This is a genomic window from Pedobacter sp. Bi27 (assembly GCF_918698255.1).
GTDB lineage: Bacteria > Bacteroidota > Bacteroidia > Sphingobacteriales > Sphingobacteriaceae > Pedobacter.
Map to the genome: position 1 here is coordinate 338,101 of NZ_CAKKMW010000002.1, position 13,248 is coordinate 351,348.

At 38.4% G+C, this 13,248-nt stretch carries 11 protein-coding genes and 1 pseudogene; 8 read left to right on the forward strand and 4 right to left on the reverse strand.

Annotation, left to right across the window (positions count from 1 at the left end):
- Positions 1–4: 4 nt before the first annotated feature.
- The 7 genes and pseudogenes from fumC (at position 5) to LQ227_RS06815 (ending at position 5,022) form a co-directional block, all read left to right on the forward strand.
- Complete coding sequence (fumC, locus tag LQ227_RS06785) at positions 5–1,402, forward strand: class II fumarate hydratase (RefSeq protein ID WP_215130068.1); 1,398 nt, start codon at positions 5–7, stop codon at positions 1,400–1,402.
- A gap of 136 nt (positions 1,403–1,538) precedes the next feature.
- On the forward strand, positions 1,539–1,889 hold the full coding sequence (locus LQ227_RS06790; protein WP_230148823.1) for a hypothetical protein: 351 nt from the start codon (positions 1,539–1,541) through the stop codon (positions 1,887–1,889).
- 7 nt (positions 1,890–1,896) lie between these two features.
- Complete coding sequence (locus LQ227_RS06795; RefSeq protein ID WP_230142164.1) at positions 1,897–2,412, forward strand: fumarate hydratase; 516 nt, start codon at positions 1,897–1,899, stop codon at positions 2,410–2,412.
- Position 2,413: 1 nt separating this feature from the next.
- A complete protein-coding gene (locus LQ227_RS06800; RefSeq protein ID WP_230142166.1) occupies positions 2,414–3,220 on the forward strand; it encodes a S1/P1 nuclease in 807 nt (268 codons plus the stop codon).
- 117 nt (positions 3,221–3,337) lie between these two features.
- Entirely contained in the window at positions 3,338–3,778 is a 441-nt protein-coding gene (locus LQ227_RS06805) for a hypothetical protein (RefSeq protein ID WP_230142167.1), read from the forward strand.
- 62 nt (positions 3,779–3,840) lie between these two features.
- Positions 3,841–4,214: pseudogene (locus LQ227_RS06810) on the forward strand (low molecular weight phosphotyrosine protein phosphatase).
- A gap of 40 nt (positions 4,215–4,254) precedes the next feature.
- Positions 4,255–5,022: a ThuA domain-containing protein gene (locus LQ227_RS06815; RefSeq protein WP_230142169.1), complete on the forward strand. Its 768-nt coding sequence runs from the start codon at positions 4,255–4,257 to the stop codon at positions 5,020–5,022.
- A 98-nt stretch (positions 5,023–5,120) separates the two neighbouring features.
- On the opposite strand, the gene LQ227_RS06820 is transcribed toward LQ227_RS06815, so the two are convergent.
- On the reverse strand, positions 5,121–5,795 hold the full coding sequence (locus tag LQ227_RS06820; protein ID WP_230142171.1) for a hypothetical protein: 675 nt from the start codon (positions 5,793–5,795) through the stop codon (positions 5,121–5,123).
- 164 nt (positions 5,796–5,959) lie between these two features.
- Here LQ227_RS06820 and LQ227_RS06825 point away from each other — a divergent pair, with 164 nt between their 5' ends.
- A complete protein-coding gene (locus tag LQ227_RS06825) occupies positions 5,960–7,411 on the forward strand; it encodes an alpha-L-fucosidase (protein ID WP_230148825.1) in 1,452 nt (483 codons plus the stop codon).
- On the opposite strand, the gene LQ227_RS06830 is transcribed toward LQ227_RS06825, so the two are convergent.
- The 3 genes from LQ227_RS06830 to LQ227_RS06840 all read right to left on the reverse strand — a co-directional run bounded on the left by LQ227_RS06830 (position 7,408) and on the right by LQ227_RS06840 (position 13,136).
- Positions 7,408–8,964 carry a rhomboid family intramembrane serine protease gene (locus LQ227_RS06830; RefSeq protein ID WP_230142173.1) on the reverse strand — a complete coding sequence of 519 codons (1,557 nt, stop codon included), beginning with the start codon at positions 8,962–8,964 and terminating at the stop codon, positions 7,408–7,410. The two genes, LQ227_RS06825 and LQ227_RS06830, sit on opposite strands and share 4 nt — an antisense overlap.
- Positions 8,965–8,970: 6 nt before the next feature.
- On the reverse strand, positions 8,971–9,720 hold the full coding sequence (locus tag LQ227_RS06835; RefSeq protein ID WP_230142174.1) for a bifunctional 2-polyprenyl-6-hydroxyphenol methylase/3-demethylubiquinol 3-O-methyltransferase UbiG: 750 nt from the start codon (positions 9,718–9,720) through the stop codon (positions 8,971–8,973).
- Positions 9,721–9,938: 218 nt separating this feature from the next.
- Positions 9,939–13,136: a S41 family peptidase gene (locus tag LQ227_RS06840; RefSeq protein WP_230148827.1), complete on the reverse strand. Its 3,198-nt coding sequence runs from the start codon at positions 13,134–13,136 to the stop codon at positions 9,939–9,941.
- Between the last annotated feature and the right edge of the window lie 112 nt (positions 13,137–13,248).

Genomic DNA, 13,248 nt, shown 5'->3' on the forward strand with positions numbered 1-13,248 from the left:
TATAATGAGTTTCAGAATAGAACACGATACCATGGGCGAGGTGCAGGTACCAGCCGACAAATACTGGGGTGCACAAACCGAACGCTCACGCAATAACTTCAAAATCGGACCAGAAGGTTCGATGCCAAAAGAAATTATCCATGCTTTTGGATACCTGAAAAAAGCAGCTGCGCTTGCCAATACCGAACTTGGTGTATTATCAGCAGAAAAAGCCGATTTAATTGCTAAAGCTTGTGATGAAATTATTGCTGGACAGTTAGATGATCAATTTCCTTTGGTAATCTGGCAAACCGGTTCGGGTACACAAAGCAACATGAATGGTAACGAGGTGATTGCAAACCGTGCTCATGTAATTAATGGTGGTTCATTAGCTGATGATAAAAAAGTACTTCACCCTAACGATGATGTAAATAAATCACAGTCATCAAACGATACTTATCCAACTGCAATGCACATTGCAGCCTATAAACTTACGGTTGAAAATACCATTCCGGGTTTAGAAAAATTAAGAAATACTTTAGCCAAAAAAGTAGAAGAATTCAGTTCGATCGTTAAAACCGGGCGTACACACTTTATGGATGCTACACCACTTACGTTAGGACAGGAATTTTCGGGTTATGTACAACAGATCGATAACAGCATCAGGGCCATTAAAAATGCTTTGGTTATGGTTGCCGAACTGGCTTTAGGTGGTACCGCCGTTGGTACTGGCTTAAATACACCAAAAGGATACGATGTTTTAGTGGCTAAAAAAATTGCCGATTTAACAGGTTTACCATTTGTTACGGCTCCAAATAAATTTGAGGCTTTAGCAGCGCATGATGCAATGGTAGAACTTTCTGGCGCTTTAAAACGTACTGCGGTTGCTTTAATGAAAGTAGCAAACGATGTAAGAATGTTAAGTTCCGGTCCACGTTGTGGTATTGGCGAAATTGTAATTCCTGATAACGAGCCGGGATCTTCAATTATGCCAGGCAAAGTTAACCCTACGCAACCAGAAGCTTTAACTATGGTTTGTGCACAGGTAATCGGTAACGATGTTGCCGTTTCGGTGGGCGGGATGAGCGGCCATTTCGAACTTAATGTGTTTAAACCGCTTATTGCGGCTAATGTATTACAGTCGGCCCGCTTAATTGGCGATGCCTGCGTTTCTTTCACCGATAAATGTGCGGAAGGAATTACCGCTAACTTGCCAGAAATTGAGAAACATTTACAAAATTCTTTAATGTTGGTTACGGCTTTAAATCCGCATGTGGGTTACGAAAACGCCGCTAAAATTGCGAAAAAAGCACATAAAGAAAATAAAACTTTAAAAGCTGCAGCGGTAGAGTTGGGCTTGTTGACCAACGAACAGTTTGATGAATGGGTTCGCCCGGAAGACATGGTTGGCAGTTTGAAATAAGCTAATCACATAAACGGTCGTCATCCTGATCCCGATTTATATCGGGATCAGGATCTTTTCAGTACTTAAAGATGTTGAAACGAGTTCAGCATGACGCTCCGACTTTAAAATATTGGTTAATTAAAACATAGGCAAAATGAATTCAGTACTCTCTACATTGCTCAGCTCAGTATCCATCATTTCACCGGTTATCATATTTGGAACCTGCTGTTATTTTTTAGCAAAAAAACCTGCTGTTGAGGCTATTTTAATGACCATTGGTTCAGGAATCGGTTTACTTGCAACCTTGTTTTATAGTATACTAGTGCCCTTTTTAGTAAATGACCGTCATTTAGCATACACTGAAATTTCGCAATATTACACTGTAATAGGCATCATTAGCTTTATAGCCAGTTTATGTTTCGCCGCAGGTTTTTTAATTCTGGTCATCAATACTGTTAAAAAGAATAAGGTCATTTACGATCAGTTTCCTAAAAGCATCGATTAATAATACAATGAACAAGCTGCACCCGGATTTAAAGAATTTCTGCATCATCCTTTTTACATTATCTATCTTACATGTAGCTTGTAGTCCGCGGCCCAATATACAGGGCAAAGGTGAAGATTTTATGCAAGGCGTTTGGAACGAAGATTCCGTCGCTTTTAGCAATAAGCTGAGCAACTACACACAGCACCATTTCAAATTTACCTGCGATTCTGTTTATATTGATATGGTTACCCACAGCAAAGTAAATTTTTATGAAGATTCTTGCTACAACAATGGCATTTGGAAAGAATATGCAAGAGGTGTTTATGTAGTTAAAGGCGATACCCTATTTGTTGGTGCCACCTTTACACACGCTAACCATAAACAAAAAATATCGGGATGTTACCGCATTGGCCGATACGACAAGAACTTCCTGATCAAAAAGAAATCTGCAGATACATTATTGTTAGAAAGTTTAAGCGACCAACGCGAAATCATATTAAACCTCAAAGAAAAAATTACCTGCATACAAAAAGAATTATAAAATGATTTTAACATCAATTAAAAAGAAATTAACCATTGCGATAGTTTTTGGGTTTTTAGCCTATTTACCAATTCAGGCAAATGCCTGGGGAACTATTGGTCACAGGGTAGTTGGCGAAATTGCCGATAGTTACTTAAAAGCTAAAACACGCAAGGCTATTCAGGGCATTTTAGGTTATGAGACTTTGGCCATGAGTGCAAACTGGGGCGATTTTATCAAATCAGACTCTACCTACAATTACATGTATAACTGGCATTTTGTTAATCTTCCGGCGGGGCTGAACAAAGAAGGTGTTTACAACTTTTTAGAAACTGAAAAATCGCCTAATCTTTACAATAAAATACCTGATCTAATTGCTGTATTAAAGAAAGCAAGTAGCACTGCCGCAGAAAAGAAATTGGCTTTACGCATGTTGGTGCACCTGGCGGGCGATTTATGTCAGCCTATGCATGTTGCCCGTAAAGATGATTTGGGTGGTAACCGCATTTCGGTATTGTGGTTCAATGAAAAATCGAACATCCACAGGGTTTGGGATGAACAGCTTATCGAGTATCAGCAGTTGAGCTATACAGAATATGCGAAAGCAATCAATCACCCTTCATCAATTCAGCTGTATAACTGGCAAAACACAGGCCTTAAAGATTGCATTTACGAATCGTACGGCATTTGCAACAAAATTTACGAAAACACCAAACCAGATGCTAAATTAAGTTACCGCTATAATTTTGACTGGGTTGATACCCTTAACGAACAGCTATTAAAAGGTGGTGTTCGATTGGCGAAAATATTGAACGACATCTACGGATAACATTTAAATATTCTCGATGCCCCAACGCTAAAAAGCTTGGGGCATTTTTTTTATCCGTTGTAGCACATCAAGCGCCAGTTTCGTTTATCCGGTATAAACCAAACCAATTATAAACTGATGAAAAAACTACTGCTTATTTTAACCCTATGCCTTGCATTTGCCTGTAAAAAGAAAGAAACTCTTGCAATTGACGATATTACGAGTTACAAATGGCCCTTGCAATCAGCAACTGTTAGTCCTGTGTTAACGGTAGATGGAAAATCGAGCAGCAATTTCATGACGCTTTCAGGACCTAGTTCTTGTTTAAACAACAATTACGCATTAAGTTTTTCATCAAACGGATCTTATGCTTTCACCTCTACAGGTCCATTATGCGACATGTTTTCCTTTCAAAATGCCAAATGGACAAAAAGTGGGAATGAAATTACGCTAAATACTGGTTTCGGCAATACAGAAACTGTAAATTTAAAGGGGACAAATATCATTCAAAAATATACTTTCGAGAAGGAAGGAAAAACCTACACCGTTACTTATATATTTACAGCAAAATCTAAATAATATTGAAAATTTTAATGGTTTGCCTTGGTAACATCTGCCGTTCACCTTTGGCCGAAGGCATTATGCGCCATCTGGCAGATAAACAGAACTTAAATTGGGAAATTGCTTCGGCAGGAACGGGCAATTGGCATATCGGCAAAGCACCCGATCACAGAAGCATTTCGGCAGCGAAAGCGCTAGGTTACGACATCAGCAAACAGCGGGCACAACATTTAACCACTCCATGTTTGCTCAATACGATCTGGTTTTGGTTATGGACAGGAATAATTTAGCGGATGTTAAAAACCTTGCTAAAAGCGAAGAAGAGCAAAAAAAGGTTAAACTTTTTCTTGATAACGACGAAGTTACAGACCCATATTGGGATAATGCCCTGTTTAACCCTGTTTGCAGGCAGGTTGAAGAAAGATGTATAGAAATTATCAAACAACTTTCTTAAATTTAAAGCTCAATATCCATCACTAACCAAGTCAGCAAAAATGAAAAAGTACCTGTCCCTATGTTTATTAATTGCATCCATTTTTTTATTCCAAAGCTATACCACCGCTAAGAAATCGGCAAAAGTTTTAGTTTTTTCCAAAACCAAAGGCTTTAGGCACAATTCCATTGAAACCGGAAAAGAAGTTATCCAAAAATTGGGTGCCGAGCATCACTTTGATGTAGATACCACGGAAAATGCCGATCTGTTTACAGAAGATAACCTTAAAAAATATGCTGCTGTTATTTTTCTAAATACAACAGGTGATGTTTTAGATAATAAACAACAGGTAGCCTTCGAAAGATATATCCAGGCAGGTGGAGGTTATGTGGGCATCCATGCAGCAACCGATACTGAATACGATTGGCCTTGGTACGGCAAATTGGCCGGTGCTTATTTCATCAGTCACCCAGCCGTACAGGAAGCTAAATTTATCATTAAAGACAAAAAACATCCTTCAACCAAATTCTTTACCGATTCAGTTTGGATGAGAAAAGACGAGCTATATAACTTTAAAAATATCAATCCAGATATTAAAGTGCTGATTACCTTAGATGAGAAATCGTATACCGGCGGTAAAAACGGCAATTTTCACCCTTTTAGCTGGTACCATAATTTTGATGGCGGAAGGGCTTTCTATACCTGTATGGGCCATACTAAAGAAGGCTGGACAGAAGATAAATTCCAGAACCATTTATGGGGCGGCATTGAATATGCCATAGGCAGACAAAAGAAACTAGACTACGGTAAAGCGCATTCTAAATTTTAAATCACAAACTGAGCTTGTAGATTCGTCAGCAAGCTCAGTTGTTATCTTGTAAAGATCTTGCCATTGATATTAATAAATTATTGATTTTCTCATATCGACTACTTCTTTATCCTATTAGTGTTAACCAAATAAATATAATTCAGCATACAGAAAGAAGCCACAGCCCCGAAAGTATGCCATAAAAAGTGTGTGCCGATTGTAAACACATCCCATTTATCGGCAATCCGGAATGTTAACGCAAATATGAAAGCAATTAGGGCAAAGCCAACCCATTTTCCGTTTTTCCACTCTGTTTTGATCAAATAGCCAAATACTGGAAATAAAACCAGTGCAGCCATAAAAGCATAATTGATATTGATGAAGATCTGGAAATCGCCATTGCTAAAGAGCCGTCGCACGTAAAACTGAAAGAAAGCATAAACAGCTACAATTAAAACGGCAAAATACCACTTGGTTAATTTGGAAAGAAAGTAAACCCCGGCTGAAAGGCATAAGAGCATAATCGGCATCCAATCCATCATAATAAAAATTGACCAACGCCTCAATCCATGATAAGTGGTGCCTCCAATTCCACCTATATAAAGTAAAACCAGGGCAATGGTCAGAAAAGTATGCTGTTTAAAATTCCCCCAAATTTTTATTGTCCAATACACTGCAATAGCTAAAAAAAAGCAACTTGTTATAGTATTAAATGGCTCAGGAAAAAGCTGGCTAAGATTCGTTTCAGTATACATTGTACCTCCATCGGGAGGATTCTGGATAAAAGCGCTCATAATTAATTAACGTAAACTGAAATTAAATGTTTGGTGAATCCGTGTAACGATCAAGATGTAAAAATAATTTCGTGTTTACATTTTCAAGAGGTTAAATATTGGTTAACTCTTTTCCTTCAGCTGGTATTTTTTTGTACTTTAGGTGGATCTAAGCTATAATGATGATGAAATACATATTAATTCTTTTTCTATTCTTAACAACGGCAATTTACGCCCAAACACCTCCTAAACCTTACGGTGCACTACCATCAAAAAGGCAACTGGCCTGGCATGATATTGAAGTTTACGGCCTAATCCATTTTACGCCAACTACATTCGAAAACAAAGAATGGGGCTTTGGTGATGCTGACCCGAAAACATTTAACCCAACAGATTTCAACGCCGATCAAATTATTAAAGCAGCCAAGGCCGGTGGATTAAAAGGCATCATCTTAGTTGCAAAACATCATGATGGTTTTGCTTTGTGGCCAACCAAAACGACCGATTATAACATAAGTAAAAGTCCTTTCAGAGCAGGCAAAGGAAATTTAGTTAAAGAAGTGGAGCAGGCTGTGCGCAAAAATGGTTTAAAGTTTGGGGTATACTGCTCACCATGGGACAGGAACAACGCGCTTTATGGTACCGATAAATATTTAGCCATTTATCAGGCCCAGTTAAAAGAACTTTACAGCAATTTTGGCGAACTTTTTATGAGCTGGCACGATGGTGCTAATGGTGGTGATGGCTATTATGGTGGTGCAAAAGAAAAACGCTCGATAGATAACACTACCTATTACGATTGGAAAAATACTTGGGCCATTACCCGTAAAATGCAGCCCATGGCAAATATTTTTAGCGATATAGGTTTAGATATCCGCTGGGTAGGCAATGAAGATGGTCACGCAGCGCCAACCTCTTGGGCTACTTTTACTCCGATGGCACCTGATGGAAAAAATGAAGCCGTTCCCGGCCAGGCAAATTATCCACAAAGTCCCGAAGGAATACGAAACGGTAAATTCTGGATGCCAGCAGAATGCGATGTTCCTTTAAGAAAAGGATGGTTTTACCATGCCAACGAAAAACCTAAAACCCCAGAAAAACTGTTCGATCTATACTTAAAAAGTGTTGGCCGTGGTGCAGGTTTAGATCTTGGTTTAGCACCCGATACCCGTGGACAACTTCACAAGGATGATGTTGCTGCACTGAAAACTTTTGGCGACATGGTTAAACATACTTTCGAGAATAACCTGGCCAAAAATGCCCAAATTAAAGCGAGCAATAGCAGAGGCAAAAAGTATGATGGTACTTCCCTGCTTGATGGTAAAAGGGAAAGTTACTGGGCCACACAGGATGATATTCATCAGGCAAGTTTAGAAGTAGATTTAAAAACAGTTAAAACCTTTGATATCATTAGCCTGCAAGAGTATATTCCCCTGGGTCAGCGAATAGAAGCTTACACTATCGAGGTATTTGAAAACAATGCCTGGAAAAAAGTTTACGATGGCACAAGCATTGGTGCAAAACGATTGATTAAACTGAACAGTCCGGTTACAACTAATAAAGTAAAAATAACCATTACTAAATCTCCGGTTTGTATTACGCTAAGTGAGATTGGGATATATAAATTCAGAAACTAATTTTGATTTGCCCTACTTAAGCTATCACTAAGTTTGAAAGTGAGTTCTGCAACATTGGATATTTCTTTGGATGTTTGTTTACTGTACTTCAATACGCTATCAGCTTGAATATCCCTTAACATCAAAGCAGCAGCAAGAGACATTTTTTTGGCAATTTCTGCTTTCTTCGAACGATCGTAAGCCTCTAAATCTTTAAGCTTAAGAGGCTTCATCTGTTTGATAATTTGCAGGTTATTCTGGCTGGGAATAATGCCATAATCGTTCACCTCTTTAAGTTTTTCCTCTTTTGACAAGGATGCTTTCAAATATAAAAGCTGATTAAAGGAAATCAGGTTATCGCTAAAGCTATCCCTTAGCTTCTTGTATTGTTGCGTTTGATAATTCGGCGTAAGAAAGGCTACTCCAAACGAAAAAGCAATAAATAAAATAAACACGCCTGCATAACGCAATTGAGTATTCTGCCGGGGCTGCTTTTGTAATTTAAAGCTAAAAATATAGCAGATTATAAAACCAGCTATCATGCCTGCAATATGTGTTGCATTATCAGTTGATTTAGATAATGATCCATTTAAAATAATTATCGCAGCTACAAAAACTGTACTGATCAACAATGCCCGGCTTGCATTTTTCTCAAAATATTTATTGAGCAAAAGTGCTATAAGTGCACCCATTACTCCCATAACCGCACCAGAAGCGCCAAAAATATAACCCACTTCGTGAAAAAGCAAGCTGATAAATCCGCCACAAATGCCACTTAACAAATAAATAGTTAAGAATTTTTTCCAACCTAATTTATTTTCTGCCATTAACCCTAAATAGATTAATGCGTACATATTAAAAAACAGATGAGAAAACGACCCATGGATAAACAAGCTCGAAATTAGTCTCCAATATTGCCCATCAAGCACCAGGAATTTATTGCTCACACCAAAATAAACCAATAAAGCTTGTATTTTTTCAACAAAACTTTCTTTAGAACCTGTTTGGTAGGCTTGTGTTAGTAAGTATTGTCTGTAAACAAATGTTACAAACGTTATTAAAACCCAATACAGAACATTCAATGCAACCAGGATTGGGGTAACGATATAACCCTTTTGAGGAAAAAACAGGAAGAAAACATTTTTGATCTTATTCTTAATGGCTAATGGGGCCTTTTCAAAATAAGTCGCATCGGAAGTGGCAACTAATTCATGGAATTTGGCTCTAATTTCATCCCACGAATCCTTTAGGTGATACTCCACGTATTCAAATTCATGAAAGAACTTTTCGAGGTTTGAATCATTCTTCCCATAGTCATTTAAAAGCAGTTGAATACCTACACATTCGCTTTTTACTACGGCGAAATTGCGGATAATACGGATAGAGATCTCCTCACTATAGGATTGAAATGATAATGGTGTATAGGCAATAATCCCGTTTTCTGATAAGTGACTTAACTTCCAGCCCAGATTTTCGATTGCCTGTCTGGCAATGATTAGGTATTTATCTGCCGGAAAATCGGCCAAAGGAATATATTTTTCAATTTTAGGCGAGTAACCCCAACTGATTGACATAGCGCGTTATATTTTTTTCGCTACTAAGATAATATAAGGTGATAGATTTTTGCTTTCGAACGGAATAATCTTTGTAAATACTTTTCCGGTCAGCCAAACTACTTTCTTAAATAGACGAACGCCTGCAGATTTCTGGCTTTCATTTTCAAGCCATACACTAAAACGGCCAAAATAACCAGATTTTACTTCTTTAAGTCCGGCATGCTCGCAGATAGATTTCAATAACGCGGGATCCATGCTATCGATATTGTGCTTATCATAATTTTCTTTATCGAAATTCTTTTGAAACCAGCCGTTAACTGCTTTAAAATTTGGTAAGGTGATAAACAAAGTGCCTCCTGGTTTTACAAAAGTGATATGACGGTTAATAATATCGGCAGTATCGTTAAAGTGTTCGATTAAACCGCAGCTTAGTACAAGATCATACTGCTTTTCGGGCGTGTAATTAAAAAGATCGGTTTCAATGATATGGATATCCTTTTCGGTTAATCCGTTCTTTTCTAAAAGCTCATTTACAACCGGTGGATGAACAAAATAATCGAGAAGGGTAACATCAAGTTGAAAATATTTTTTCAGGAATACGGCATAATAACCGGGAAAACCGCCCAATTCGATGGCCGTTTTAACATTATCTTTCTGAATAACATCAGCTAGTTGTTGATGAAATAAATAATTTGAAGGTAACTGAACCGCTAGTCCTTTTTTACTTTCCCAATAATTTACCCAAAAAGCCCTGTCGGTTAATAAATTTGCCATGTTTTAAATAATTCCAACCCCAAAGAAACGGAAAAAATCGAGAAGTTATTTATAAATGTTAGGTTGAGCCTCTCAGTTTTATAATAATGATCGTCATTGCGAGGCACGAAGCAATCCTACAACTATGGTTGACATTTCTATAGCATTAAGATTGCTTCGTGCCTCGCAATGACGACTATACGGCTCGATTAGCCGTTTCAAACTTTAACCGATTAACCCTATTTAAGGTCCTTCAAAATCTCAGCCACTGCTTTTTCGAGCTGAGGATCTTTATCTGCCAGGCGGTCTTCGAAAGTATTTTTCACAAAAATATCGGGTTTAACGCCATCCTTTTCGATGTTTTTGCCATCCATGGTATAACAGCCCCACGATGGTAAACGGTAAGAAGAACCATCAACCAAACCTTTAGCAGAAGTAAAAATGATCCAACGGTAGGTTTCTGTACCGATAATCTTACCCAATTTTAATTGTTTAAACCCTGCCGCTGTCATTTCAGCATCACTTAAAGATTGTTCGTTAATTAGCAACACGATTGGCTTCGCTGCCGGGCCAAAATTACTTTGTGGCGCCATTTTACCGCCGCGGTATTTCCATTGTAAATAAGGGCGCTGAGAAAGGAATTTTAACACATCATCATGTACGTTGCCTCCGGTATTGTAGCGCAGATCGAGGATAATGGCATCCTTATTTTCTTCTTGTGCAACCATATCCAATAAGAAAGTTTCCAATTCGCCACCACCCATGTTTTTCATATAAGAATAAGCAATCCTGTTATTGCTCCATTTATCAACATTTTTATGGTTTTGAGCGATCCACTCATCATAAAGATTTCCCCGCAGGGTACCCGAGCTTTCTGGATGTACGTTTACAAAAACATCTTTTCCGTTACGCTTAAAGGTCAAAGTAATTTCTCTATCCAATGATGGTTTACTAAAATAATAATCGCGGTCTATTTTTTCATCTACCTTAACGCCGTTTACTTCTGTAAGAATATCTCCTGCCAAAATATTGGTTCCGGTGCGGGCTGCATTACTTTTAGCGGCAATGCGTTCAACTTTTAAAGGATTTTCATTATCGAAGATGATTCCTGTTTCGTTAGTGATGTAAGTAAGGTTTTTGCGTTCCTCTGCCCCCGAGCTGTTAAAGCCCATGTGCGAAGAATTCAGCTCGCCTAACATGTCGTTCAATAAAATTCTCAGGTCGCTACGGTTGTTCACATACGGCAAATAAGCTGCATAACGCGTCCTCATCTTATCCCAGTCTACGCCATGAAATTTTTCGTCATAAAAATTCTCATCTAAACCTACCCAGGTTTCATAAAACATCTGGTTAAACTCGGCATTCAGGTTTCTGGTAAATTTATAACCGTGGTCTACGCGGTCAAGCTTGTTCCCTTCCAAGGTATATTTATTGATCGCTCCTCTTGATAAAACGAAAAATTTATCACCAGTTGATACAATCGAGTAATCGCCTCCATCGGCAACTTTTTCTGTTTTATTGGCTTCAAAAGGTTCAATAGTAGTACGGTAAAGGCCTGGTGCGCCTCCCTCATGGTTTGACGAGTAAAACACGTATGTTTTGTCGCCTTTGGCAAAAGCATCCGTTCCAAATTGGCCACCAAATGCAGGGCCAACCAGTTCTATGCGATCTAAAATATCCTGCGTATTAATGGTAATTACATTTGCTGGTTTTGGCGTAGGTTTTAACTCAGTCTTCTTTTTAGCTGTATCTGTTTTTGCTTTTTTATCATTTTTATTAGCAGTTATTGCAGGCTTAACTTCAGTTGGTGCAGGCTTGGTTTCTTTAAACAGGTCATCAAACTTATCAGAACGGTAAGGTTCGTCATAGTTATTCAATGCCATACGGTAAATGTGTGCATTCTGCATTCCCGTTGGGTAAGACGGCTTGGTACGGGCACTGGTAAAGAATATATATTTGCCATCGGGCGACCACGCAGGCCCTGTTTCGGTAACACCTGTATTGGTTAAATTAATGGTTTTATTACCCTTGATGTGATGCACCATAATATCCTGCTCGAAATTCCGGTACACCGTAAAAAGCACATACTCATCATTTGGCGAAAAGCTTGGCGCTGCACTTTGTAAGGCCCAAAACTCGTCGGTTACTAAAGTCTTGGCTTCAAAAGTTTTAAGATCCATCAGCTTGAGCTCGTTTCTGCCACTCAGGTATACGGCCATGGTTTTGGTTTTGTTTAAAGTGATATCGCGTACATTTGCTTTATCCTTTGTAAGCTGTTTTACCGATCCTTTTCCGTCGCCGGTAATGGTAAACCAGTTCTGATAGCCGTTTGCCGTTTGGCTGAACAGGATTGTTTTGTTATCAGCCAGCCATTTGCATTCTAAAGCACGTTCACCACTGTTGGTAATCTTACGGATAAATTTTCCGTCTGCATCGCTTACAAATACATCACCACGTGAAATAAAAGCCATCTTTTTGCCATCGGTAGAAACATCGAATGCTGAGATATTTCCACGCACATCGTACTCTTGCTCTTTACTCAACACCTGGTTACGTGAAGTACTGATATTGATTTTCTCGGTTTTCTTCGAAGTTACATCGTAGGTGTACAATTGATAATCTTTCTCAAACACAACCGTAGTTCCATTGGCCGAAACAAAAGGACGTTTAATGGAAGTATCAAAATTGGTCAAACTTGTTTTCTTGTCACCGATAAAAGTGTAAAGATTATATTCCTCATTGCCTTCATCTGATACAAAAAAGACATTCCCTTTTTGATCAACACTGGTCCAGAAATCTTTCCCCATATAATCGGTATAACGTTTATAACTTTTTGATTTTGGGTTATACGATTGGATATCTGGATTGTAGGCTCCTTTGTAGTGTTTGCGGTTTGCAAATCGGTAACTCTCCCATGTATCGTTAAAAAACAGTTCACCACTTGGCGATTCGGCAATGTGGTGCGTGGTATTGAAATAATTATCGAATAAACGGACAGCCGTGCCACCGTTTACACTTACTTTATAGCTTGAAAAAGAATTATAGCGACCAGATGTGAAATAAATTGTTTTCGAATCCCAGCTCCAGTTGTCTACTTCATCCGCAGCATCGTTAAAAGTTAATTGTTTAATATCACCACCTGTTAAAGCCATAAGATACACGTCGTAATTACCAAACTGGTTTGATGAAAAAGCCATCCATTTCCCATCAGGAGATATTTTCGGATTAATTTCTTCGCCCTGCATGGCGGTAACCCTCGAAGCCACACCTCCTTTTACGGGTACTTTCCAAATATCACCATCATAACTGAATACTATTGTCTGCGCATCGGGCGTTAAAGCAGGGTATGCAGCAAAATAGGTTTGACCTTGAGCAAATGAATGGATAGACAACAAAAATGCTAGTGTCGCTAGCGATTTTAACAGGGATTTAATCATAATTATTTTGTTTGGCTTTGATGCATAAACCCGGCTTGTTTAAAATAATCATTAAATTCAGACATGATTATTTTAAACATCAAAAGGCTCCATCCTACAATTAAAAAGCAAT

Coding starts and splice junctions, on each gene's coding strand:
- LQ227_RS06790 (WP_230148823.1), top strand. CDS start 1,539: ATGAATTCAGTACTCTCTACATTGCTCAGCTCAGTATCCATCATTTCA.
- LQ227_RS06825 (WP_230148825.1), top strand. CDS start 5,960: ATGAAATACATATTAATTCTTTTTCTATTCTTAACAACGGCAATTTAC.
- LQ227_RS06795 (WP_230142164.1), top strand. CDS start 1,897: ATGAACAAGCTGCACCCGGATTTAAAGAATTTCTGCATCATCCTTTTT.
- LQ227_RS06815 (WP_230142169.1), top strand. CDS start 4,255: ATGAAAAAGTACCTGTCCCTATGTTTATTAATTGCATCCATTTTTTTA.
- LQ227_RS06820 (WP_230142171.1), bottom strand. CDS start 5,795: ATGAGCGCTTTTATCCAGAATCCTCCCGATGGAGGTACAATGTATACT.
- LQ227_RS06835 (WP_230142174.1), bottom strand. CDS start 9,720: ATGGCAAATTTATTAACCGACAGGGCTTTTTGGGTAAATTATTGGGAA.
- LQ227_RS06830 (WP_230142173.1), bottom strand. CDS start 8,964: ATGTCAATCAGTTGGGGTTACTCGCCTAAAATTGAAAAATATATTCCT.
- LQ227_RS06800 (WP_230142166.1), top strand. CDS start 2,414: ATGATTTTAACATCAATTAAAAAGAAATTAACCATTGCGATAGTTTTT.
- fumC (WP_215130068.1), top strand. CDS start 5: ATGAGTTTCAGAATAGAACACGATACCATGGGCGAGGTGCAGGTACCA.
- LQ227_RS06805 (WP_230142167.1), top strand. CDS start 3,338: ATGAAAAAACTACTGCTTATTTTAACCCTATGCCTTGCATTTGCCTGT.
- LQ227_RS06840 (WP_230148827.1), bottom strand. CDS start 13,136: ATGATTAAATCCCTGTTAAAATCGCTAGCGACACTAGCATTTTTGTTG.